A 22,697-nucleotide genomic window follows, 5' to 3' on the forward strand; every position below is an offset into this window, starting at 1 on the left:
GCAGCGTATACATTCGACCCGGCGAAGGGAACAGCATGTACGCGATCGCGCTCGACGGATATGGGGGCCCCGAGGTGATGGCGTGGGCGCAGGTGGACGACTTGCCCGCGCCTGGGCCGGGCGAGGTTGCCATCGATGTGGCGGCGGCAGGGGTCAACCGTGCCGATGTGATGCAACGCCAAGGGTTTTACCCGCCACCGCCCGGCGCCAGTGAGATCCTCGGCCTCGAGGTTTCCGGTGTCATCGCCGAGGTGGGTGCCGACGTCGGCGATTGGCGGCCCGGTGATGCGGTCTGCGCCCTGTTGTCGGGCGGTGGTTATGCCGAACGGGTGAACGTGGCGGCCACTCAGCTGCTGCCGGTGCCCGAAGGCGTGAGCCTGACCGCGGCGGCGGCACTGCCGGAGGCCGCGGCCACCGTGTGGTCGAACCTGGTGATGACCGCGGGTCTGCGCAGCGGACAGGTGGCCCTCATTCACGGCGGCGGCAGCGGCATCGGCACGCACGCCATCCAGGTGGGCCGTGCCCTCGGCGCCCACGTAGCGGTCACCGCGGGATCGCAGTACAAGTTGGATCGTTGTAGGGAACTCGGCGCGCAGACGTTAATCAATTACCACGAACAGGATTTCGCGAAGGTCGTGACCGATCAGCTCGGCGGCGCGAACGCCATCCTTGACATCATGGGCGGCAGTTATCTGCAACGCAACGTCGAGGCACTGGCCGAGGACGGGCACCTGACGATCATCGCGCTGCAGGGCGGAGCCACCGCGGAGCTGAACCTCGGACTACTGCTGTTCAAGCGGGGTTCGGTACACGTGACCAATCTGCGCCGCCGGCCCCAGGATGGCCCGGGGTCCAAGGCGGAGGTCATTTCCGCACTGCGGCAAGGCTTGTGGCCATTAATTTCCGACGGCGCCGTCGTGCCGGTGGTTTCCGCCGAAGTGCCGATCACCGATGCCGGCGAGGCGCACACGTTGCTGGACTCGCCGAAGACCATCGGCAAGGTGGTGCTGACGGTGGGTCAGCCCTAGCGGCGGGACGGGCGGCTTGCTCTGCGTTTCGGCGCGGCGTCAGCCGGTGCCTGCAGCATTGCGCGCACCGCTGCTCGGACCCTGTGGGAGACTGCCCGCTTGGAGGAGGCTTCCAGCTTGCCGTCGAGGTGCAAAAACGCCAGGCCGTGAACCAACGCCCACGACGCTGTCGACATCGCGTCTGGATCAGCATCTGGAAATGCGTGCTGCACAATGGTTTTGAGGTAGTCGTGGATCGCCTCCACCGCCGCTGCCCGGTCGGGGGCGTTGGGGTCGCAAGGCTCACCGAACATGACCTGGAAAAGCCCCGGTCGCGTCAGCGCAAACTGCACGTAGGCCACCGCGATGTCGGCGAAGTCGTCGGCCGAATTCGGCGCGGGATGCGCCTTCACCAACGCTTCGCCCAGTTCGCGGTAACCCACCGCAGCCACGGCCGACAACAGCTCGTCGCGTCCGGCGAAATGGCGATAGGGCGCAGAGGGTGACACTCCGGCGCGACGCGCCACCTCGCGTAACGACAGCTCTGCCGCCCCGCCCTCCTCGAGAAGGTCAATGGCGGCACGCACCAGGGCAGCGGGGAGATCGCCATGGTGATAGCGCGTGGACGACGCGGGCATATCTGAACCTACCGAGTGTGGACAATGCTTACATTGCCATGATGTTAGCACTGCTCATTAATGGTGGCCGCCATTGACTCCGCCACTATCGGTCGCTAATGTGAGCGGTGTACACATTGGAGGAACTGCGTCATGACAAAGGTTTTGATGGTGATCTCAGCGGCCGATCGTTGGACACTCAACGACGGCACCGTGCATCCCTCGGGATATTGGGCCGAAGAGGTGGCCATGCCCTACCGCATCTTCTCGGAGGCCGGCTGGGACATCACCGTCGCCACGCCCGGTGGCAAGGCTCCCACGCTGGATCAACTAAGTCTCGGGATCTCCGGCGGAATGCCGTGGACGCGCCGCAAAGTCCAGCGCTACCTGGACCGCATCTCCGACGTGCTCGACCACCCCGTATCGCTGGACACTGTCGATCCAGACGACTTCGACCTGATTTTCTACCCCGGCGGGCATGGCCCGATGGAAGATCTCGCCTACGACAAGACTTCTGGTGCATTGCTGGCCAAACGCTTGGCCTCCGGCCGGCCGCTGGCTCTGCTGTGTCACGCGCCTGCGGCGATTCTGGCGGCGACCGGACCCGATGGCAGGTCGCCGTTCGTCGGCCGCAAGATGACCGGGCTGTCCAATCGAGAGGAGCTCCTGAATCGCTTCGCCAAGAAGGCGCCGTGGCTGCTGGAGGACAAGCTGAAGGACGCCGGTGTGGGCTACTCCAAGGGTTTTCCATTGCGGCCTCACGTGGTGGTCGACGGGAACCTCTACACCGGGCAGAATCCGCAATCTTCGGAGAAGCTCGCGCAGCGCCTTGTGACCGACATTGTCGCCGCCGCCGCGTGACGACCGACACTGGCCGCGGTGTTGACAGTGCTCACATCGCCGGGCTAGCTTGATGTGAGCAGTGCATACATTGGAGGTTGCCGCGTGTCGTCAAGCCAGCAGGACACCGTCAAGGTCGAGTTGGGCGGACACGTGGTCGCGGTACCGAAAGGCGGCCTGTACGACAGGTATCGGATGCAGACCGATCTCGACGAAGTGGCTCGCGACCCTCGGGTCCCCAGCGTCGACTTCTTCCGCAAGCTGTCCAAGACCAAGGTCGACTCGCCGATCGGTCCCACCTTCACGCCGAATTTCTACTACCGCATGTCCTCAACGCGGTTGACGATCCTGGCCCGCTCGGGCGCGATCCGTGCCCGTCTGCCCAAAGAGTTGGCTCCGCTGGAGGTCGCGCCGGGGTTGGGGCTGATTTCGGTGATTTTCTTCCGCTATGACGTGTGCGACATCGACTTCTACACCGAGGCCGCCGTCGGCGCAGCGGTGCGACCAGCGCGCCACGGCGGGTCCGGCTTTTTCGACCTGGTCACCGGCCTCGGCAACGACCACCTGCATTCCTATGTGTTCTCGCTGCCGGTGAACACTGAGATCGCGCAGGTGCGCGGCCACGACGGCTACGGCTTCCCTAAATGGGTCACCGAGATCGACGTCGACATCGACGCCGACCGCACTACCGCACGGGTGGTCAACGACGCCGGCGGCACCGACCTGGCGCTCTCGGCGCCCACACCCGCCCAGACCCGTTTTCCCACCGGTGAGCGGGTGTCGTCGTTGACGTCGTATACGTCGATCAACGGCGCCTGGCATTCCACCTTCAGCCAGACCAATGTGCTGTCGGCCGGGACGGCGCGATTCCCTCGCCACCTCGACCTGCAGACCGGGACCGGGCGGATGTCTGACGACCTGCGATCACTGCGGCCGCTCAGGACGATTCAGCTCGACGTCATTACCGAAGGGCAGCTCGCGCTGCACATGCCGGTGCCCACCTCGATGCCGAACACGCCATCGAGCTCGTGAATCGCATTCAAAGGAGCATTCGATGAATAGCTACGCACTGAAGGATGCCAGCGCCAAATTGATGAACCGCGCGCACCGGTTGATCCTCACTGTCAGCGGAAACAGGTTGTTGGCCAACCCGTTTGGGATGCCCGTGGTGGAGCTCCATACTACTGGTCGGAAGTCCGGACTTCCCCGGTCTTGCTATCTGACCACCCCCGTTCATGATTCGGATCGGGTGGTGCTCGTGGCGTCGAAGGGTGGCGATGACCGCAACCCCGACTGGTACCGGAATCTTCAGGCGCATCCCGACGCCGAGCTGGTGGTCGACGGAACCCGGCGAAAGGTTCACGCCCGCACCGCAACCGCTCAAGAGAGAGCTGAGCTGTGGCCGAAGATTGTTGCGGCGTACAAGGGATATGCGGATTACCAAACCCGGACCAGCCGTGAGATACCCGTGGTTATCTGCGAGCCGCGGAGTTGAACTGGCGAATCGGAATAGGGCGGCCAGGTCACAGCTGACACAAGCCGAAACCACCGTGCCAGGCAAGGTAGGCACCGTCGCGACGTCTGACGATGCAACTCCCGTGACACCGTCGACGGTGCCCGGCTGATCTCGACCGGACGTGGCGGATGCTCAGTCCTCACCAATACCGCCAAGTCCAACATTGGTCGATAGATGGACTGCCGCAGTGGTACCAAAATCGCAGCAACTGCCGCTGCTGGTGCAGTCGCGCGGGATCGCGCCGTCGTTGCGGGCTCATGCTACGGCGTGGACTGGTCAGGGAAAGGTCACTGTTGCAGCATCATGGCAGGGCAGCGCCGGGCAGGACGCTCCTAGGTCGGGTCTTGTCGGTGCCCGCTGGAATGCTTCATCACGAGCGAAGCCGCGAGCAAGCGTAACCTGCTCCCAAAGGGATTTGGAGGTGCACGGTGGCGGGATTGGCCGAATTTCCTCGCGACCTGGTGACGCTCGAAGAGTGGGACGCGCTCGAACTGGACGAGGCGCGTCGCTGGGAGCTCGTCGAGGGGGGCATCGTCATGACACCGCGGCCACGTCCGATTCACCAGGTCGTATCGAGAAATCTTTCACAGCTGATCCGGGTGAGACTGCCTGCCACCCTCGTGGTGTTGCAAGAGGTCGAAATCACGGTCGAGGCGCGGTTCCCACCCACTGTTCGCGATCCCGATCTGGTCGTGGTGAACCGCAGTGTGGTCGATCGCAATCCGGTGCGCGTCGACACGTCGGACGTAGCACTCGTCGTCGAGATCGTGTCGCCGGGATCGCGTCGTACGGACCGGGTGATGAAGGCCTACGAGTACGCCAAGGCCGGCATTGAACACTACTGGATCGTCGATCTCGACGCCGAGCCCGACGAGCGCTTCCTCGCGCACGTGCTCCATGATGGGGCGTACCACCGGGTCGACATCCTCGTTGGCGACCGAGTGCGAACCGAAGAACCAGTGGCACTGGACTTTACGCTTCAGGAGCTGACGCGACCCTGAGCTAAAACGTGGGCGGCCGGCGGCGCCGCCGCCGCCGCCGCTCAGCGAGCCATGTTGGCGAATCTTGAAAGATGCAACTGGTGCGCGACGGTGACAGTCTTCGTCGGGCCGTTGCGGTGCTTGGCAATGATCAAGTCCGCCTCGCCACCGCGCGGATCGTCACGCTCGAAGGCATCGGGCCGGTGCAGCAGGATGACCATATCGCTATCCTGCTCCAAACTTCCGGATTCCCTTAGATCAGCTAACATTGGCTTCTTGTCGGTGCGCTGCTCCGGACCGCGGTTCAGCTGGCTGATCGCGATCACCGGGACTTCCAGCTCCTTGGCCAAAAGCTTTAAATGCCTTGAGAATTCGGAGACCTCCACCTGCCGCGACTCGAACTTCTTGCCCGAGGTCATCAGCTGCAGGTAGTCCACCACGATCAGCCGCAGGTCCGCCTTCTGGCGCAACCGCCGCGCCTTGGCGCGGATCTCCATCATGGTTAGGTTCGGCGAGTCGTCGATATACAGTGGCGCTTCGCTGATTTCGCTCATCCGCCGCGCCAGCCGGGTCCAGTCGTCGTCGCTCATCCGGCCCGAGCGCATATCGGACAGCTTGATTTTGGCCTCGGCCGACAACAGCCGCATCACGATCTCGGACTTGCTCATCTCCAGCGAGAAGATGACGCTTGCCATTCGGTGCTTGATCGAGCAGGAGCGCATGAAATCCAGACCGAGCGTGGAGTTGTGCGTCGGCACCATGCCACGTCCGGCCAGATACAGCTGTGCGGCGTTGTCGACCTGCACGCAGCGCACCGGGACGCTGCGCACCCGTCGTACCGCGTCCAGCTGCAGCACCGGCGCCATCAGCGTCGCGCCGCCCTCGGCGTAGCGTCCGATCGAGCCGGCGGCCGCGATTGTGTCCAGGCCGCAACGCAATTCGGTGGTGGTGCGGATGCCGTAGCCCGTCGGCCACTGGTGATCGGCGTCGGCGACAATGACCGTGCCGTCGGAGAATTCGACCTCGTAGCAGGGCCGCTCCAGCATGACCTCGGTGGCCGCCACCACCCGCGTCGGCTGCCCGTCGGCGCCGAGCAACGCATCCCCGACCGCGACGTCGCCCATCGTCGTCCAGCCGGTCGGCGTCGGCAGTGGGGTGTTCAGCGCCAGCGCTTTACCCACACCCGGCCGGGCCGCGATGATGATCATCTGCCCGGGATGCAGACCGTTGGTCACGTCGTCGAGTTCGGTGAACCCGGTCGGCACACCGCGGGCCACCCCGCCGTTGGACGCGATCGCGTCGATCTCGTCCATCGTGGGCTGCAGCAGATCCTCCAGCGGGACGAAATCCTCCGACAGCCGCCGATCGGTCACGTCGTAGATCTCGGCCTGCGCCCGGTCCACCACCTCGGCGACGTCGGCGCCCTCCGCACCGGCGTACCCGTACTGCACCACCCGGGTGCCCGCCTCGACCAGCCGCCGCAACAGCGCCTTCTCGGCGACGATGCTCGCGTAGTAGCCCGCGTTGGCGGCGGTGGGCACCGTCGAGATCAGGTCGTGCAGATAGGGCGCCCCGCCGATCCGGCGCAGCAGCCCGCGCCGATCCAGCTCGGCGGCCACCGTCACCGCGTCGGCCGGCTCCCCGCGCCCGTACAGGTCCAGGATGGCGTCGTAGATGTTCTGATGCGCGGGGCGGTAGAAGTCACCGGGCCGCAGCCGCTCCAGCACGTCGGCGATGGCGTCCTTGGACAGCAGCATCCCGCCCAGCACCGACTGCTCGGCGGCGAGGTCCTGCGGCGGGTGGCGGCCGAAGTCCTCACTGGGGGTGTCCATGCCCGGTTGTCCGAGGTCGTCGACGACCGCCATGAGCTCCCCACCTCCTCCGGCACATCGCTCGAACGTGCATTCGAGATCTCGTGGTTCGACGTTAAGTCAAACCACTGACACCGCCGCGACGGGTTGACGCTAAAGGTTGCTGGCAAGGCTTCCAAACGGTGTTGTTCATGAAGCTGTGCATCGCGTGTGCATATCCGTCGGCCCCTGTGTTGAGTGGGTGTGGAGAACCTGTGGAGCACTGTCGAGGGGTACCGCATTTCTGCAGATAAGCGCACCACAGCGACGTGCGGTTTGTGTGGATGGGAATTCCTTCGGCGTGTCGCGGCAGGTTGCCGTTTCGGGCGTGTTGCGTGGCGGCCAGCCGTGCCGGGCGTTAACAGACGGTTACGTTCACAGTGCGGGCCGCGGCCCGAAAAGTTCGCCAGCCCAACACGACAACCCCGGCGGCATAGCTGCCACCGGGGTGCGTGGAAGGGGATCTAACTCTCCGCGACGACGTCCAGCGCGATCTCGACGTTGACGTCGGGATGCAGGTGCACGGTGACCGGGTGGCTGCCGACGGATTTGATGTGCGCCTTGGGCAGCCGCAGGATGCGCTTGTCCAGGTTGGGCCCGCCCGCCTTCTTGATGGCGGCGACGACGTCGCCGGCGGTCACCGAGCCGAACAACTTGCCGGTGTCGCCCGCCGTCTTGACCGGCAGTGACACCGGGCCCAACGCCTCGAGTGCCGCCTTGAGTTCGTTGGCGTGGTCGAGGTCGCGCACCTGCTTGGTCTCTCGGGCGCGACGGATGTCGTCGGCCTGCTTCTGCGCACCGCGGGACGCGACGATCGCCAGTCCGCGCGGCAGCAGGTAGTTGCGGCCGTATCCGTCTTTGACCTCGACCGTGTCGCCGACGGAACCAAGGTGGTCGACCTCGGCAGTCAAAATCAGCTTCATCGTTGTGTGCTTTCCGTTCTGGGTCTAGCGCGCCGAGGAGGTGAAGGGCAGCAGCGCCACCTCGCGGGCATTCTTGACCGCCAGGGCGATGTCGCGCTGGTGCTGCACACAGTTGCCGGTGACGCGGCGTGCGCGGATCTTGCCGCGCTCACTGATGTAGGTGCGCAGCAGCGCGGTGTCCTTGTAGTCGATCACTTGGTCCTTCTTGGCGCAGAACACGCACTTGCGTGTCTTGACCGGCTTCTCCGGTGCCGGTCGCCGCTTGTTGCTCTTGGCCATGTCTTTCTCTTTCGTTCTGTCTTTTTCGAGTATTAGAAGGGTGGTTCGTCGTCGCCGCCGCCGAACGAGCCCGATGCCGGAGCGCTGCCCCAGGGGTCGTCGCCGGTGGTGGCGCCTGCGGCCGGTGCCGCGGGCTGCCGCGAACCTGCGCCGCCGCCGCCGCCTCCGCCGCCGCTGCGGCTGGCCTTGTTGACCTTGGCGGTGGCGTAGCGCAGCGACGGGCCGATCTCGTCGACCTCGACCTCGACCACCGTGCGCTTCTCGCCCTCGCGGGTTTCGAACGAGCGCTGCTTGAGCCGGCCCTGCACGATCACCCGCGATCCCCGGGTCAGGCTTTCGGCCACATTCTCGGCGGCCTCACGCCAGATGTTGCACCGCAAAAACAGCGCCTCGCCGTCCTTCCACTCCCCGCTTTGGCGGTCGTAGATCCGCGGTGTGGAGGCGACGGTGAAGTTCGCCACGGCAGCACCGGACGGGGTGAACCGCAACTCGGGGTCAGCGGTCAGGTTTCCGACAACGGTGATGGTGGTGTCACCAGCCATTAGCTCCTCCTGGGATTGGCATTGGGCTGAGCCTACGCAACGGCACCGACGCGCAGCGGCCGTTCGCCCACAGGCGCCCGGCGACGATGCGGGCCGGACGGCCCGCGGAGAAGCCGGGCAGTGGCATCAGTGCTTGTCGGTGCGCATCACCTTGGTGCGCAACACGGACTCGTTCAGGGATAGCTGACGGTCAAGCTCGGACACCGTCGCCGGCGCGGCCTTGACGTCGATCACCGCGTAGATGCCTTCGGCATGCTTGGCGATTTCGTAGGCCAGTCGGCGCTTACCCCAGATGTCGACCTTGTCCACGGTGCCGCCGTCTTTTCGGATGACGTTGAGAAAGGTCTCCAACGACGGAGCTACGGTGCGCTCGTCGAGGGTGGGGTCAAGGATGACCATGATTTCGTATGGACGCATGGGAACCTCATCACCTCCTATGGTCGTCTGCGGCCACGGTCTTCCGTGGCAGGAGGGTCGCCTGCGTCGGCAACCGGATCAGGTTACCGGACGATGGTTGAGCTTGGGAAATCCGGTCTCGTCAGCTTGCCGAGCGGCCACTTATGACACGCTTTTCACGCCGGAGGGTGACATAACTTCCCCCTCGGCGTGTGTGTCCAGGCCCTTCGGGCGTAGCCAAGCTGGCAGCCAACGAGGCGGCGCGTCGGCGGCGTTGTCGAACACGCCGCCCGTCGGGTCGTCCACCCGTCCGCCCCGGCGGACCAGGTCCTCGTCGGTGCGATAGATCTCGCGGACCACCAGCACACACAACGCCACCACCGCCACGTCACGCAGCAGCACCGCCGCGGTGAACCACTGCTCGGGCAGGCCACGGTTGGGTGTGCTGTAGAGGTAGTACATCCGTGGCACCCAGACCAGCGCGTCGAGCGTCATCCACGCCAACAGGACCCGGCGGTGCGGCAGCGCCAACACCGCCAGCGGCACCAGCCACAGCGAGAACTGCGGGCTCCACACCTTGTTGGTCAACAGGAACGCCGCCACCACCAGGAACGCCAGCTGCGCCACCCGCGGCCGCTGCGGAGCAGTCAGCGCAATGTAACCAATTGCGGCGCAACACGATACGAACAACGCCGTGACCACCGTGTTCAGCACCGTCGGCGGCTGCCAAAAGCCCAGCGACGGATCGAAACCCCGCCAGCCGGTGAACGACTTGACGACGTTGTACAGCGAATCCATGTCGTCGCCGCGGCGGGTGTTGAGCCGGAAGAACTCCGACCAGCCGCGCGGAAACAGCACCATCACAGGCAGATTGACCAACAGCCACGTCACCGCCATCGCCGCCGCGGTGCGGGCCAGCTCACGCAGGCGCCCGGTCCGGATCCCCAGCACCAGCAACGGGCCGAGCAACAACACCGGATACAGCTTGGCGGCGACGCCTAAACCGATCAGCACACCGGTCAGCACCGGCCGTCGGCGCGCCCAGGCCAGCAGCCCGCCCGTCGCCAAAGCCGTTGCCAGCGCGTCGAAATTGGTGAACGCCTGAAAGATCAGCAACGGGGACGCGGCCACCAGCGCCGCATCCCACACCCGCCGGCCCGCCAAATTCGCAGTGGCCCAGACGGTTGCCAGCCAGGCCAGCGCCAACCCGAGTGCAGAGACATCGAAGAACACCACCACCTCGGCGGTCACCGGCAGCGCGATCAGCTTGCTCAACGCGGTGTATGTCTTGGCCAGAGCCATCGACACGTACTGGTACACCCCGGTCAGCACCGGGTACTCCATGTAGCGCACCGCGGTCTGACCGTCGTAGCGGATCTGCGGTTTGCCGCCGGCATCGGTTTCGACCCAGCTGGACTTGTACGGAAACTTGCCCTGGCTCAACAACTCTGCGCCGTAGAGCGGCACGGTGTCGCTGTAGCACAGCTCGTAGTAGGCGCGCTGATTGCCCCAGTTGGCCACCCGTTGATCACCCGGGCCGCTTCCGGTGCTCACCAGGCAGGGCGCCTTCGTCGACCAGCCCAGCGCCAGGAACACCAGCGCGATCGCGAACATCACCCGCAACGGCGTCCAGAACCTGGCGCGGCCGATCAGCGCGTGCCGGCCGACCGGACCGCCGATGACGCCCGACATCGCCGAGCCCAAAAAGTCTGTGCGGCTGGGGCAGTCGCGATCGTCGGCGGAGCGCAGGTCTGCAGCCAACCGCCGCGGCGAGACGGTGTCGCCCGTCACGGCGGCGGCGGCGGTGGTGCTACAGGAGCCTCAGGTGCGCCCGGCGGCGACGGTGGTGGTCCCGGCCCGACGGGCACCGTGGTCGGCGGCCCGACGGGGATCGTAATGCCCGGCGCCACTTCAATTGTGGGCTGGATGACCGTCACCTGCGGCGGCGGAGGGGGCGGTGGCGGCGCGGCCGGCACACCGGCGTATCCGCCGATCTCGGTGGGCTTCGGGAACGATTCGTTGTTGGTGCCCTTGAGGGCGCCGTCCATGGTCGCCTTCCAGATGTCGGACGGCAGGCCCGAGCCGTACACCGGGCCGCCCCACTTGTTCACCAGCGGCTGGTCGCCCTGCACGGTGCCAACCCACACCGCAGTCGACAGCGACGGCGTGTACCCGACCATCCAGGCGTCCTTGTTGGCGTCCGTGTCGCCGAGCTGCGTGGTGCCGGTCTTGGCCGCCGACGGCCGCCCGCCGGCCAGGTTGTGGCCGCGCGAATAGCCGGCGATCGGCTGCATCGCCGAGGTGACGTTGTCGGCGACGGCCTTGTCGATGCGCTGCTCACCCGAGTTGTCCTGGGTGGCCGCGTCGAAGAGCACCCGACCCTCCGAGTTGACCACCTTCTCCACGAAATGCGGCGGATGGTAGACGCCCGAGGCGGCCAGCGTGGCATACGCCGAAGCCATGTCGATCACGCGAGTCTGATACTGGCCCAGCACAATTCCGTTGTTGGGCGGCCCGCCCTGGCCGTCCTCGGACAATGTGTGCGGCACGCCGGGGAAGCTGGTGGCGACGCCGGCCTGATGTGCGGCCTGGGCGACGTCCACGGGGCCGTTCTTCAGTTTGAGCATCAGCCGGTAATAGGAGGTGTTCAACGAGCGCTTGAGCGCCTCGGCGATGTTGCAGGTTCCGCAGCCTTCGCCTTCGACGTTGCTGATCTTGATGCCGTTGACGGTCAGCGGGGAGCTGTCCACCTGATAACCCAGCCCGATGCCCTGCTCGAGCGCGGCGACCAACGCAAACACCTTGAACGACGACCCGGTCTGCAGTCCGGCCTGCGCGAAGTCGAAACCGTTGGCGTCGGTGCCGCCGTAGTACGCCTTGACCGCGCCGGTGTGCGGATCGATGGAGACCACCGCGGCCCGCATGTCGGGGTCCTGCCCATCCATGTACTTCGACACCGCGTTCTCGGCGGCCCGCTGGGCCTGCATGTCGATCGTGGTGGTGACCTGCAGGCCCTGGGTGTTGAGGGTCTGCTCGTCGATGTTGAACAGGTCGAGCAACTCCTTGGTCACCTGCCGCTCGATCAACCCGTTGGGCCCGGTGGTCTGGTTCTGCGCCCGGGAGGCGTCCGGCGGCAGCGTCTCCGGAAACTGCTGTGCCGCGCGGTCCTTCGGTGCGAGCGCACCCGTCTCGACCATGCCGTCGAGCACCCAATTCCAGCGCTCCTTGGCGCCGTCGAGGTCGACGGCGGGGTCCAACGTCGACGGCCGCTGGATGAGTGCGGCCAGCAGCGCGCCTTCGGCGACGGTCAGCTGCTCGACGGGTTTGTCGAAGTACGCCTTGGCCGCCGCGGAAATCCCGTAGGCGCCGCGGCCGAAGTAGATGATGTTCAGATACGCCTGCAGCACATCGTCTTTGGACCACTGGCCCGACATCTTGGTGGCGACGACGAGCTCTTTGGCCTTGCGGATCAACCCGCCCACCCCGGCGCGTTGCGAGCCCACCAGCGCGTTCTTGACGTATTGCTGGGTGATCGTGGAGCCGCCCTGCGTGTCACCACCGAAGATGTTGTTCTTGACCGCCCGCGCGAAGCCGGTCAGCGAGAAGCCCGGATTCGAGTAGAAGTTGCGGTCCTCGGCGGCCAGCACGGCCTGGCGCACGTGCACCGGCACCTGGTTGATGTTGACGTCGACCCGGTTTCCTTCGGGCGGAACGATTTTCGCCAACTCAGTCCCGTCGCTGGCCAGGATCGTCGACACCTGGTTGGTGCGGATGTCGCCGGGCTTGGGCACGTCGACAATGAAGTAGGCCATCGCGAACGTGACGATCGGCAACAGCAGCAGCACCACCGCGGCCACGTAGAGCCCGCGGCGTACCCACAACCAGTTGATCCGGTGCAGCCAACTCCAGTCGAGTTGACGCAGCCAATCCCAGGGCGGTTGGCCAGGTTTACGCGGCGGCGGCCCGGGCGGGCCTCCACCCGGCGGTCGTCCGCCCAGCCCCAGTTCACGGTCCCGGCGCCTGGGCGGCGGCGTGCCGTCCAGCGCGGCCTTGACCTGCTCGACCGGGTCACGGCTGTGGCGCCGCGGCGGTGGCGGTGGCGCCGGCGTGCCGTCCAGTGCCGCCTTGACCTGCTCGACCGGATCGCGCAGACGTTGTGATCGCTCGTCGACGACCGGCGGCAGGATCGTGGTCAGCCGGTCGTCGGGCGGGACCGGACGGCGATGCCGCGGCGAGTGCCCGGGGGCCCGGTCAGGCCCGGTGCCGTTGTCAGCTCCCGACGGGCGCGTGGACTCGCCGTCGGCCCGTGACCCGCTTGGGCCGTCACTGGCCGACCGGTCTTGTGGCCCTTCGTTATTCACTGGCCGTGCGGGCGCCGTTGCGTGCCGTCCGCGTGGTGCGGGTCCCTCTGGGCGGGCGTGTCGCCCCGAGCACATACGACTTGACCAAGTGATTCCAGCTGCAAGTCCGGCATACCTCCACCACGTGTACCGAGAACTCCTCGAAGCGGGATGCCAATACGACGAGCTCCTCGGCGGTGCGCGCCGAGCCCGAGACCGCGCCCAGGTGGTCGCCAAACACCCAGGACACCAGCGTGAGCTGCTCTTTGCGGCAAATCGGGCACATCACCGGGCTGGGCTTCCCGTGGAATTTCGCGGCGCGCAGCAGATAGGGATTGGCGTCACACACTTCGGACACCCCGGTTCTGCCCGAGTACACCTCGGCCAGCAGTGAGCGGCGCCGAAGCGCGTAATCCACTACCTGTCGCTGCAGTCGCACGTTGACCAGAGTACGTGCGGATCGCCGTTGTCGAGAGGTTGCCCGCGGGGTTAGGAAGCGCTGACCTCTCCGAGCTGGGATAGGAACGCCGACCGGACGGGTTCGCTAGGCGTCGCCGCGTTGTCCGCCAGCAATCCGCGCTGCGCCAGAAGTGGCCGCACGCCCTCGCCGAACGTGTACGCCTCCTCGAGGTGCGGATAGCCGGACAGGATGAAGTGCTGCAGGCCCAGTGCGGCGTATTCGGCGATCCGGTCCGCGACCTCCTGGTGCGAACCGACCAATGCGGTGCCCGCGCCGCCGCGAACCAGTCCCACCCCGGACCACAGATTGGGATAGATCTCCAGACTGCGGGCGTCGGCGCCGACAGCGAAATCGCCTCCGCCCCCGTGCAATTGGCGCATCCGCTGCTGACCTTCGGACTCTGAGCGGGCCAGCGAGCGCTGTGCGGCCGCGACGGTTTGCGGATCCAGCCCCGACAGCAGCCGGTTGGCTTCCGCCCAGGCCTGTTCGCCGGTATCCCGGGCGATGACGTGCAGCCGGATGCCGTAGCCCAGCTCCCGGCCTTGCGCCGACGCCAGGCCCCGGATCCGGTCCAGCTTTTCGCTGACCTGCCCGGGCGGCTCACCCCACGTCAGGTAGGTGTCGGCGAATCTGGCCGCGACCCGACCGGCCTCCGTCGACGACCCGCCGAAGAAGACGGCCGGCAACGGTTCGGGGCGTCGCGCCAGTGACGCCTGCTCGACCCGCAGATGCTCGCCGGCGAAGGTCACCGGCTCGTCGGAGGTCCACAACCGGCGGACGATGTCGAGAAACTCGGCGCACCGGTCGTATCGGGCCTCCTTGGTCAAGAAGTCGCCGAACGCCCGCTGTTCGATGCTCTCGCCGCCGGTGACCACGTTGAGCAGCAGCCGCCCCTGCGACTGCCACTGGAAAGTGGCCGCCATCTGGGCGGCCAGCGTCGGGCTGATCAGCCCGGGCCGCAGCGCGACCAGGAATTTCAGCGATTCGGTGGCGTCGAGCAGCATCGCCGTGGAAAGCCACGCGTCTTCGCACCACTGACCGGTCGGCGTGAGAACCGCCTCGAAGCCGTTGATCTCGGCGGCCTGTGCAAGCTGGATCAGATACCGCAAATCGGCCGGCCGGTCGCCGCGCATGGTGCTGCCATGCCCGCCGGCGATCAGGTCGCGGGAGTCTCCGTAGGTGGGAAGAAACCAATGCAGATGTATTGACACGCTATTCACTTATGCCCGACGGGCGGCGTCGTGAAAAGCCTTAGGCCCAGCCTGATTGGAACTGCGGTTCTGCGATCACCGTGAGCGGCGGCTTCTACGATCATCGCCGTGGCGACGACGGCGACCCGGGCCAAAGACAGCGACCGGGACGATACCTGCCGGATTCTCGACCGGGCCCTCGAAGAGGGCCAGCTGTCGATGGAGGAGCACCGCGAGCGGGTGAGCGCGGCCACCAGCGCCGTCACTCTCGGCGACCTGCACGCCCTGGTCGCCGATCTGCAGACCGCCAGTGCCCCGGTGCAGCTGCCGTCGCTGACATCCGGCCGGCCGAAATTCGGCGGCGCCGGCATCGCGGCGGCGGCCCTGGTGGTGGCGGTGTTGCTCGGTGTCGGCATCGGCTGGGGGCTCTACGGCAACACCAGCTCGCCGCTGAGTTTCACCTCCGATCCCGGAGCCAAGCCGGACGGCGTCGCACCTGTGGTGTTGACCCCGCCGCGGCAGCTGCAGTCGCTGGGCGGCCTGACCGGGCTGCTGGAGCAGGCTCGCAAGAAATTCGGCGACACCCAGGGCTATCGGCTGGTCATCTACCCCGACTATGCGGTGATGGATCGCGCCGATCCCAAGGAAGATCGTCGGGTCCTGAGCTACACGTACCGCGGCGGGTGGGGCGATCCGAACAGCTCGCCGAAGAGCAGCGACACCGTCCTGGTCGACTTGGGACAGTTCGATCCGAAGGCGACGGTCGGCATCCTGCGCGGGGCGCCCGAAACGCTGGGCATCAAGCCCTCCGACGTCAAGACCACGTATCTGATCGTGGAGCCGTCGCGCGACCCGACCACGCCCGAGGCGGTGTCACTGTCGGTGTACGTCTCCAGCGACTACGGCAGCGGCTACATCCAGTTCGCCGGTGACGGAGCCGTCAGCCGGGTGAACTATCCGTCCTGAGCGCTTGAACACCGGGCGAATACCGGGTGTGGTGCCAAATATATCGGGGCGATACGATGTCGCGAGGCTGTACCTCGATATGAATACGTCCCAACGATCCGAGCAAAGGAGGTGACTCGTTGCTGGAGCTTGCCATCCTCGGACTCCTGCTCGAGTCGCCCATGCATGGCTACGAACTGCGCAAACGACTGACTGGCCTGCTCGGAGCGTTCAGGGCGTTTTCGTACGGCTCGCTGTACCCGGCGCTGCGCCGGATGCAGGCCGACGGGCTGATCGCCGAGGACGCCGCACCGGCCGGGACCCCGGTTCGCCGGGCCCGGCGGGTATACCAGATGACCGACGCCGGCCGCCAGCGCTTTTCAGAGCTGGTCGCCGACACCGGCCCGCAGAACTACACCGACGACGGGTTCGGAGTGCACTTGGCGTTCTTCAACCGCACGCCGGCTGAAGCCCGGATGCGCATCCTGGAGGGCCGCCGCCGCCAGGTCGAAGAGCGCCGCGAGGGCCTGCGTGAAGCAGTGGCGCGGGCCAGCAACTCGCTCGATCGCTACACCCGCCAGCTGCATCAACTGGGGCTGGAATCGAGCGAACGTGAAGTCAAGTGGCTGAACGAGCTGATCACAGCCGAACGCGTGGCGCAACGCCGCGCCGAGCAGTCCTAACCAATCCAAGCAACGCACGACACAGGTAGAAGTAAGGAGAACGCCCCCATGACTGAGCAAACCGCGGCAGAGGCGTCGACGGAAATCCGGGTCGCCATCGTCGGCGTCGGCAACTGCGCGTCCTCGCTGGTTCAGGGCGTCGAGTACTACCAGAACGCCGACGAGACGGCCACGGTGCCCGGCTTGATGCACGTGCGGTTCGGGCCGTACCACGTCCGCGACGTCAAGTTCGTCGCCGCGTTCGACGTGGACGCCAAGAAGGTGGGCTTCGACCTGTCCGAGGCGATCTTCGCGTCCGAAAACAACACCATCAAGATCGCCGACGTGCCGCCCACCAACGTGGTGGTGCAGCGCGGTCCGACGCTCGACGGCATCGGCAAGTACTACGCCGACACCATTGAGGTGTCCGACGTCGAGGCGGTCGACGTGGTCAAGGTGCTGCGCGACGCCGAGGTCGACGTGCTGGTCTCCTACCTGCCGGTGGGTTCGGAAGAGGCCGACAAGTTCTACGCGCAGTGCGCGCTCGACGCCGGGGTGGCGTTCGTCAACGCGCTGCCGGTGTTCATCGCCTCGGACCCGGTGTGGGCCCGCAAGTTCACCGACGCCGGGGTGCCGATCGTCGGCGACGACATCAAGAGCCAGGTCGGCGCGACGATCACCCACCGGGTGATGGCCAAGCTGTTCGAGGACCGCGGCGTGCAACTGGACCGCACCATGCAGCTCAACGTCGGCGGCAACATGGACTTCCTCAACATGCTCGAGCGTGAGCGGCTGGAGAGCAAGAAGATCTCCAAGACCCAGGCCGTCACCTCCAACGTGCAGCGCGAGTTCAAGACCAAAGACGTGCACATCGGCCCGTCCGACCACGTCGGCTGGCTGGACGACCGCAAGTGGGCCTACGTGCGGCTGGAAGGCCGCGCCTTCGGCGACGTGCCGCTGAACCTGGAGTACAAACTCGAGGTGTGGGACTCGCCGAACTCGGCGGGTGTGATCATCGACGCGATCCGGGCGGCCAAGATCGCCAAGGACCGCGGCATCGGCGGCCCGGTGGTTGCGGCGTCGGCGTACCTGATGAAGAGCCCGCCGCAGCAGCTGCCCGACGACGTCGCACGCGCCCAGCTCGAGCAGTTCATCATCGGCTAGCTCGGTCACCGTGACCGAGGTCTCCGACGACGGCCTTGCCGGGCTCGACGAGTTCGCGCTGCTGCACGAAAACGCCGAGCAGGCCGGTGTTTCCGGTTCGCTGCCCGTCGTCGCGCGCGTCGAACGCGACCCCATCAGCGCGCTCACGTGGGGCGACACGCCACCCCGCGTCGTCTTCCTGCACGGCGGCGGGCAGAACGCGCACACCTGGGACACCGTGATCGTCGGGCTCGGTGAGCCGGCTATTGCCGTAGACCTGCCCGGCCATGGGCATTCGGCGTGGCGCGACGACGGTGACTACTCGCCGCAGCGCAACGCCGCGGCATTGGCCCCGGTGGTGAGCGAGCTTGCGCCGCAAGCAGATCTGGTCGTCGGGATGTCGCTGGGCGGGCTCACTGCGATCCGGCTGGCAGCGATCGCGCCCGAGCTCGTCAACGAACTCGTCCTGATCGACGTCACGCCGTCGGCGCTGCAGCGGCACGCCGAAATGACCAAGGAACAGCTCGGCACCATTGCGCTGATGCACGGCGAGCGGGAATTCCCGAGCTTCCAGGCCATGCTGGACCTGACCGTCGCTGCAGCACCGCACCGCGAGCTCAAGGCCTTGCGGCGCGGGGTATTCCACAACTCGCGCCAGCTCGACAACGGCAACTGGACGTGGCGGTACGACGCCATCCGCAGCTTCCCCGACTTCGCCTCGCTGTGGGACGACGTCGACGTCATGGCCGCACCCGTCACGCTGATCCGCGGCGGCAACTCGGGCTTCGTCAGCGACGAGGACGTCGACGAGTTAGCCCGGCGCGCAAAGCATTTCCGCGGCGCACACAGCGTTGAAGGGTCAGGGCATTCCGTGCAGAGCGACCAGCCTCGAGCGCTGATCGACATTCTGCGAACCGTACTCGAGGGCTAACGTGGCACTATGACCTCTCGCCACGTTCGCATCGGTGTTCAACTTCAGCCGCAGCACGCCGCGCAATACAGCCAGATCCGTGACGCGGTCCGCCGCTGCGAGGACATCGGCGTCGACATCGCATTCAACTGGGATCACTTCTTTCCGCTCTACGGCGACCGCGACGGCCCCCACTTCGAATGCTGGACCATGCTGGGCGCCTGGGCCGAGCAGACGTCGCGCATCGAAATCGGTGCGCTGGTGAGCTGTAACTCCTACCGCAACCCGGAGTTGCTCGCGGACATGGCCCGCACTGTCGACCACATTTCGGGCGGCCGGCTGATCCTGGGCATCGGGTCAGGCTGGAAACGCAGGGATTACGATGAGTACGGCTACGAGTTCGGCACCGCGGGCAGCCGCCTCGACGACCTGGCCGCGGCGCTGCCCCGAATCAAATCCCGGCTGGGCAAACTCAATCCGCTGCCCACCCGCCAGATTCCGCTGCTGATCGGCGGCGAGGGTGAGCGCAAGACGCTGCGCCTGGTCGCCGAGCATGCCGACATGTGGCACAGCTTCGCCAGCGCCGACACCTATCCCGCGAAGGCGGACGTGCTGGCCCGGCACTGCGCGGCAGTCGGACGCGACCCCGATGCCATCGAGCGGTCCGCCGCGGTCGGGGGCGAGACGGGACGCGGAGGTGGCGCCGACGCGTTGATCGCCGAGGCCGAGGCCTTGACGGGCCTGGGCGTAACCTTGCTGACCGTCGGCTCGACCGGTCCGGACTACGACTTGAGCGCCGCCGAGACGCTGTGCCGGTGGCGCGATAATCGTTGAACCCCAACGTAAACCGGCGCGCCGTGAGAAACTCGAAAGGGATATGCCGAAAAAATACGGCGCTAAAGAAAAGGACCAGGTCGTTGCTTACATCCTCAACCTGGTGCTGACCGGCAAGCTGCGCACGGGCGACCGGGTCGACCGTAACGAGATCGCCGACGCGCTCGGGATGAGCCGCGTGCCCATCCAGGAGGCGCTCGTCCAGCTGGAACACGACGGGGTGCTGTCCACCCGCTATCACCGCGGCGCGTACGTCGAGAGATTCGACGAGGACACCATTCTCGAGCATCACGAGTTACACGGCGTGCTCAACGGAATCGCGTCGGCACGCGCCGCCGCGAACCCCACGCCGCGGATCCTGGATCAGCTCGACGCCCTGATGCGCACACTGCGCACCGCGAAAGAACCGCGCGCTTTCCAGCAGGCCGCGCGGGACTACCGCCAGGCCGTCACCGACGAGTACGCCGGGCCGCGGCTGCACGCGGCGATCCGCGCGTCGACCGCCCTGATTCCGCGGGCATTCCTCTTGAGCTATCCCAACGTCACGGCCGAGATGCTGCCGTTCTACGAAGACGAGACCGCGGCCATCTACCGCCGCGACCCCGCCGCGGCCCGGGCCGCCTGCAGCGGCTGCGCTGCGCTGATGGCCAAGATCATGGTGGCCGAACTCGTCCGCCGCCGGGTGCTGGCCCCGCCGGAGAGGCCCGCCGTCGCATTCTGACCGGCCGGTACGTTGCGAATATGAACGTCCTCGCCGGAAAGCTCCTCGCGGTGATCGCGGTGACCCTGATGGTGTGCGGACTCGCAGCGGCGCCACCCGCGGCGGCCGACACCAACCAGTGCGCGCCGTCCGGGGTGGAGAACGCGACCGCATTGCCGCCGAAGCTGGCCACCGCCAAACGGCCGCGCGAGGACAAATACACAACCGCCAGTGTCGAGCCGCTCAGTTCGGTCGACGCCGCAGCGCTGGGTCTGATCACGCCGGGCACCCTGACCGTCGGCACCGTTTCGGAGGCGCCGCCGAACGCGTGCATCAACCCCGCCGGGCACTACACCGGTTTCGACAACGAGCTGCTGCGGGCCATGGCCGCCAAACTGGGCCTGCGGGTTCGCTTCGTCGGCACCGACTTCGCCGGCCTGCTCGCCCAGGTGTCGTCGCGCCGCTTCGACGTCGGGTCGGCGTCGATCATGGCCACCGACGCGCGGCGGCGCACCGTCGGCTTCACCAATGGCTACGACTTCGGCTACGCCTCGCTGGTGGTGCAGCCCGGCTCGCCGATCACCGGGTTCGACGACCTGGCGCCGGGACAGCGCATCGGCGTGGTTCAGGGCACGGTGCAGGACGCCTACGTCGTCGAAACCCTGCACCTGCAACCGGTCAAGTTCCCGGACATCATCACCGCGTACACCAGCCTCAAGACCCACCAGATCGACGCCTGGGTGGCCGGCGGGCTCGAGGCGATGAACGCCGTGCGGCCCGGTGACCCGGCCGCGATCGTCGCCAACACGTTCAGTGAGGGCGACTTCGTGGCCTACGCGGTGGCAAAGGACAACCGGCCGCTGATCGATGCGCTGAACTCCGCGCTGGATGCCGTCATCGCCGATGCCACCTGGTCGGGCCTGTACTCCGACTGGGTGCCGCGGCCGCTGCCGCCGGACTGGAAACCGGGGTCCAAGGATGCGCTGACGCCGCACCTGCCGGATTTCGCGAAGATCGCCGAGAAGCATCACCGCCCGCAGACCGGGCCGCCTGCGCCGACGTCCACGCTGGCGCAGCTGCGGGATTCGTTCCTCGACTGGGATCTGTACAAGCAGGTCATCCCGGTGCTGCTGACGACGGGGCTGCCGAACACGTTGATCTTGACCGTCAGTGCCAGTGTCATCGGGTTGGTGGTCGGAATCGTGCTGGCCGTAGCCGGGATCTCGCACAGCCGGTGGCTGCGCTGGCCGGCCCGGGTGTACACCGACATATTCCGCGGCCTGCCCGAAGTGGTGATCATCTTGCTGATCGGCCTCGGGGTGGGTCCGATCGTCGGCGGGCTGACTCACAACAATCCCTATCCGCTCGGTATCGCGGCGCTGGGGTTGACGGCCGCGGCGTACGTCGGCGAGATCTTCCGTGCCGGCATCCAGAGCGTCGAGGCCGGTCAGCTGGAAGCGTCCCGGGCGCTGGGGCTGAGCTACGGCTCGTCGATGCGGCTGGTGGTGGTGCCGCAGGGCATCCGCCGGGTGTTGCCGGCGCTGGTCAACCAGTTCATCGCGCTGCTGAAGGGATCCGCCCTGGTCTACTTCCTCGGGCTGATCGCTGGTCAACGCGAGCTGTTCCAGGTCGGCCGCGACTTCAACGCCCAAACCGGAAGCTTGTCCCCGTTGGTGGCCGCGGGTGTGTTCTACCTGATCTTGACGATCCCGCTGACCCACCTGGTGAACTACGTCGACAAGCGGCTTCGCCAGGGCCGCGCCTCGGTGGAGCCGCCGGACCAAGTCGACGCACTCGCGTCGGCAACCGGGCAGGAGATGCTATGACGGCGGCTGCAGCGCCGGTATCGTTGGCGGCCAAGGACATTCATCTGTCCTTCGGGCAGAACGTGGTGTTACGCGGCGTCGACCTCGACGTGCCCGCCGGCAGCACGGTGGCGATCATCGGCCCGTCGGGCTCCGGCAAGTCCACGTTGCTGCGCACCCTGAACCGGCTGTACGAACCCGACCGCGGCGACGTCCTGCTCGACGGGCGGTCCGTGCTGGGCGACGACCCCAACCGGCTGCGGCAGCGCATCGGCATGGTGTTCCAGCACTTCAACCTGTTCCCGCACCGCACCGTGCTGGACAACGTGATGCTGGCGCCGCGGAAGCTCAAGCGGCTGCCGGCGGACGCGGCGCGCGAGCTGGCGCTGGCGCAGCTGGATCGGGTCGGCATGAAACACAAGGCCGATGCCCGCCCCGGCGCGCTGTCGGGCGGTCAGCAGCAACGCGTCGCGATCGCCCGCGCGCTGGCGATGGCGCCGCAGGTGATGCTTTTCGACGAGGCCACGTCGGCACTGGATCCCGAGTTGGTGAAGGGCATCCTGGCGCTGATCGCCGAGCTGGGCGAGGAAGGTATGACGATGGTGGTTGTCACCCACGAAATGGGTTTTGCCAGGTCAACGTCGGACGCCGTGGTGTTCATGGACCACGGCGCGGTGGTGGAGACCGGACCGCCCGAGCAGATCTTCGAGGCCGCCGAAACCGAGCGACTGCAGCGGTTCTTATCACAAGTACTTTGA

At 66.6% G+C, this 22,697-nt stretch carries 23 protein-coding genes; 13 read left to right on the top strand and 10 right to left on the bottom strand.

The annotated features are described in order from the left end of the window. The first annotated feature begins 35 nt into the window (after nucleotides 1-35). Complete coding sequence (locus MFM001_RS01970; protein WP_116373008.1) at nucleotides 36-1,028, top strand: NAD(P)H-quinone oxidoreductase; 993 nt, start codon at nucleotides 36-38, stop codon at nucleotides 1,026-1,028. On the opposite strand, the gene MFM001_RS01975 is transcribed toward MFM001_RS01970, so the two are convergent. After that, nucleotides 1,025-1,645, bottom strand: a complete 621-nt coding sequence (locus MFM001_RS01975) for a TetR/AcrR family transcriptional regulator (RefSeq protein ID WP_116373010.1) — start codon at nucleotides 1,643-1,645, stop codon at nucleotides 1,025-1,027. The two genes, MFM001_RS01970 and MFM001_RS01975, sit on opposite strands and share 4 nt — an antisense overlap. 132 nt (nucleotides 1,646-1,777) lie before the next feature. On the opposite strand from MFM001_RS01975, the gene MFM001_RS01980 reads away from it, so the two are divergent. The 4 genes from MFM001_RS01980 to MFM001_RS01995 all read left to right on the top strand — a co-directional run bounded on the left by MFM001_RS01980 (nucleotide 1,778) and on the right by MFM001_RS01995 (nucleotide 4,981). Continuing rightward, entirely contained in the window at nucleotides 1,778-2,485 is a 708-nt protein-coding gene (locus tag MFM001_RS01980; protein WP_116373012.1) for a type 1 glutamine amidotransferase domain-containing protein, read from the top strand. Nucleotides 2,486-2,569: 84 nt separating this feature from the next. Next, nucleotides 2,570-3,496 (top strand): acetoacetate decarboxylase family protein, encoded by a 927-nt coding sequence (locus MFM001_RS01985; protein ID WP_116373014.1) that lies wholly within the window; start codon nucleotides 2,570-2,572, stop codon nucleotides 3,494-3,496. 22 nt (nucleotides 3,497-3,518) lie between these two features. Beyond that, a complete protein-coding gene (locus MFM001_RS01990; protein WP_116373016.1) occupies nucleotides 3,519-3,959 on the top strand; it encodes a nitroreductase family deazaflavin-dependent oxidoreductase in 441 nt (146 codons plus the stop codon). Between the two features lie 449 nt (nucleotides 3,960-4,408). Beyond that, complete coding sequence (locus tag MFM001_RS01995; protein ID WP_116373018.1) at nucleotides 4,409-4,981, top strand: Uma2 family endonuclease; 573 nt, start codon at nucleotides 4,409-4,411, stop codon at nucleotides 4,979-4,981. 41 nt (nucleotides 4,982-5,022) lie between these two features. Here the strand turns inward: MFM001_RS01995 and dnaB are convergent, their stop codons facing one another. The 9 genes from dnaB to MFM001_RS02040 form a co-directional block, all read right to left on the bottom strand. Then, on the bottom strand, nucleotides 5,023-6,825 hold the full coding sequence (gene dnaB, locus MFM001_RS02000; RefSeq protein WP_116373020.1) for a replicative DNA helicase: 1,803 nt from the start codon (nucleotides 6,823-6,825) through the stop codon (nucleotides 5,023-5,025). 449 nt (nucleotides 6,826-7,274) lie between these two features. Then, entirely contained in the window at nucleotides 7,275-7,733 is a 459-nt protein-coding gene (gene rplI / locus MFM001_RS02005; protein WP_116373022.1) for a 50S ribosomal protein L9, read from the bottom strand. 24 nt (nucleotides 7,734-7,757) lie between these two features. Continuing rightward, on the bottom strand, nucleotides 7,758-8,012 hold the full coding sequence (gene rpsR, locus MFM001_RS02010; protein WP_045375648.1) for a 30S ribosomal protein S18: 255 nt from the start codon (nucleotides 8,010-8,012) through the stop codon (nucleotides 7,758-7,760). A 32-nt stretch (nucleotides 8,013-8,044) separates the two neighbouring features. Then, nucleotides 8,045-8,554, bottom strand: coding sequence for a single-stranded DNA-binding protein (locus MFM001_RS02015; RefSeq protein WP_116373024.1), 510 nt, complete (start codon nucleotides 8,552-8,554; stop codon nucleotides 8,045-8,047). 126 nt (nucleotides 8,555-8,680) lie between these two features. After that, the gene (gene rpsF / locus MFM001_RS02020) at nucleotides 8,681-8,971 is read right to left on the bottom strand and encodes a 30S ribosomal protein S6 (RefSeq protein WP_116373026.1); all 291 of its coding nucleotides are present in this window, start codon (nucleotides 8,969-8,971) and stop codon (nucleotides 8,681-8,683) included. Nucleotides 8,972-9,112: 141 nt separating this feature from the next. Continuing rightward, nucleotides 9,113-10,741, bottom strand: coding sequence for a glycosyltransferase family 87 protein (locus MFM001_RS02025; protein WP_116373028.1), 1,629 nt, complete (start codon nucleotides 10,739-10,741; stop codon nucleotides 9,113-9,115). Continuing rightward, nucleotides 10,738-13,311 (bottom strand): transglycosylase domain-containing protein, encoded by a 2,574-nt coding sequence (locus tag MFM001_RS02030; RefSeq protein WP_116373030.1) that lies wholly within the window; start codon nucleotides 13,309-13,311, stop codon nucleotides 10,738-10,740. Before MFM001_RS02030 ends, MFM001_RS02025 begins: the two co-directional genes overlap by 4 nt. Beyond that, a complete protein-coding gene (locus MFM001_RS02035; protein ID WP_116373032.1) occupies nucleotides 13,304-13,729 on the bottom strand; it encodes a DUF5318 family protein in 426 nt (141 codons plus the stop codon). Before MFM001_RS02035 ends, MFM001_RS02030 begins: the two co-directional genes overlap by 8 nt. A 50-nt stretch (nucleotides 13,730-13,779) precedes the next feature. Further along, nucleotides 13,780-14,961: an LLM class flavin-dependent oxidoreductase gene (locus MFM001_RS02040; RefSeq protein WP_116373034.1), complete on the bottom strand. Its 1,182-nt coding sequence runs from the start codon at nucleotides 14,959-14,961 to the stop codon at nucleotides 13,780-13,782. A gap of 99 nt (nucleotides 14,962-15,060) precedes the next feature. On the opposite strand from MFM001_RS02040, the gene MFM001_RS02045 reads away from it, so the two are divergent. The 8 genes from MFM001_RS02045 to MFM001_RS02080 all read left to right on the top strand — a co-directional run bounded on the left by MFM001_RS02045 (nucleotide 15,061) and on the right by MFM001_RS02080 (nucleotide 22,697). Then, nucleotides 15,061-15,906, top strand: a complete 846-nt coding sequence (locus MFM001_RS02045) for a DUF1707 domain-containing protein (protein ID WP_116373036.1) — start codon at nucleotides 15,061-15,063, stop codon at nucleotides 15,904-15,906. Nucleotides 15,907-16,025: 119 nt separating this feature from the next. Further along, nucleotides 16,026-16,568 (top strand): PadR family transcriptional regulator, encoded by a 543-nt coding sequence (locus tag MFM001_RS02050; protein WP_116373038.1) that lies wholly within the window; start codon nucleotides 16,026-16,028, stop codon nucleotides 16,566-16,568. A 48-nt stretch (nucleotides 16,569-16,616) separates the two neighbouring features. Then, nucleotides 16,617-17,711, top strand: coding sequence for an inositol-3-phosphate synthase (locus MFM001_RS02055; RefSeq protein ID WP_116373040.1), 1,095 nt, complete (start codon nucleotides 16,617-16,619; stop codon nucleotides 17,709-17,711). Nucleotides 17,712-17,721: 10 nt separating this feature from the next. After that, nucleotides 17,722-18,621: an alpha/beta fold hydrolase gene (locus MFM001_RS02060; protein WP_116373042.1), complete on the top strand. Its 900-nt coding sequence runs from the start codon at nucleotides 17,722-17,724 to the stop codon at nucleotides 18,619-18,621. Nucleotides 18,622-18,630: 9 nt separating this feature from the next. After that, nucleotides 18,631-19,434: an LLM class F420-dependent oxidoreductase gene (locus MFM001_RS02065; RefSeq protein ID WP_116373044.1), complete on the top strand. Its 804-nt coding sequence runs from the start codon at nucleotides 18,631-18,633 to the stop codon at nucleotides 19,432-19,434. A 43-nt stretch (nucleotides 19,435-19,477) separates the two neighbouring features. Then, complete coding sequence (locus tag MFM001_RS02070; RefSeq protein ID WP_116373046.1) at nucleotides 19,478-20,155, top strand: GntR family transcriptional regulator; 678 nt, start codon at nucleotides 19,478-19,480, stop codon at nucleotides 20,153-20,155. Between the two features lie 20 nt (nucleotides 20,156-20,175). Next, complete coding sequence (locus tag MFM001_RS02075; RefSeq protein WP_116373048.1) at nucleotides 20,176-21,960, top strand: ABC transporter substrate-binding protein/permease; 1,785 nt, start codon at nucleotides 20,176-20,178, stop codon at nucleotides 21,958-21,960. After that, nucleotides 21,957-22,697 (top strand): amino acid ABC transporter ATP-binding protein, encoded by a 741-nt coding sequence (locus MFM001_RS02080; RefSeq protein ID WP_116373050.1) that lies wholly within the window; start codon nucleotides 21,957-21,959, stop codon nucleotides 22,695-22,697. The genes MFM001_RS02075 and MFM001_RS02080 overlap by 4 nt, the downstream gene beginning before the upstream one ends.

Source organism: Mycobacterium sp. MFM001 (assembly GCF_003402475.1).
Classification (GTDB): Bacteria; Actinomycetota; Actinomycetes; order Mycobacteriales; family Mycobacteriaceae; genus Mycobacterium.

What these genes read in the sequence shown, in the direction of transcription:
- MFM001_RS01970 (WP_116373008.1), top strand. Translation starts at nt 36, where the DNA reads ATGTACGCGATCGCGCTCGACGGATATGGGGGCCCCGAGGTGATGGCG.
- MFM001_RS01975 (WP_116373010.1), bottom strand. Translation starts at nt 1,645, where the DNA reads ATGCCCGCGTCGTCCACGCGCTATCACCATGGCGATCTCCCCGCTGCC.
- MFM001_RS01980 (WP_116373012.1), top strand. Translation starts at nt 1,778, where the DNA reads ATGACAAAGGTTTTGATGGTGATCTCAGCGGCCGATCGTTGGACACTC.
- MFM001_RS01990 (WP_116373016.1), top strand. Translation starts at nt 3,519, where the DNA reads ATGAATAGCTACGCACTGAAGGATGCCAGCGCCAAATTGATGAACCGC.
- dnaB (WP_116373020.1), bottom strand. Translation starts at nt 6,825, where the DNA reads ATGGCGGTCGTCGACGACCTCGGACAACCGGGCATGGACACCCCCAGT.
- rplI (WP_116373022.1), bottom strand. Translation starts at nt 7,733, where the DNA reads ATGAAGCTGATTTTGACTGCCGAGGTCGACCACCTTGGTTCCGTCGGC.
- rpsR (WP_045375648.1), bottom strand. Translation starts at nt 8,012, where the DNA reads ATGGCCAAGAGCAACAAGCGGCGACCGGCACCGGAGAAGCCGGTCAAG.
- MFM001_RS02015 (WP_116373024.1), bottom strand. Translation starts at nt 8,554, where the DNA reads ATGGCTGGTGACACCACCATCACCGTTGTCGGAAACCTGACCGCTGAC.
- rpsF (WP_116373026.1), bottom strand. Translation starts at nt 8,971, where the DNA reads ATGCGTCCATACGAAATCATGGTCATCCTTGACCCCACCCTCGACGAG.
- MFM001_RS02055 (WP_116373040.1), top strand. Translation starts at nt 16,617, where the DNA reads ATGACTGAGCAAACCGCGGCAGAGGCGTCGACGGAAATCCGGGTCGCC.
- MFM001_RS02065 (WP_116373044.1), top strand. Translation starts at nt 18,631, where the DNA reads ATGACCTCTCGCCACGTTCGCATCGGTGTTCAACTTCAGCCGCAGCAC.
- MFM001_RS02070 (WP_116373046.1), top strand. Translation starts at nt 19,478, where the DNA reads ATGCCGAAAAAATACGGCGCTAAAGAAAAGGACCAGGTCGTTGCTTAC.
- MFM001_RS02075 (WP_116373048.1), top strand. Translation starts at nt 20,176, where the DNA reads ATGAACGTCCTCGCCGGAAAGCTCCTCGCGGTGATCGCGGTGACCCTG.
- MFM001_RS02080 (WP_116373050.1), top strand. Translation starts at nt 21,957, where the DNA reads ATGACGGCGGCTGCAGCGCCGGTATCGTTGGCGGCCAAGGACATTCAT.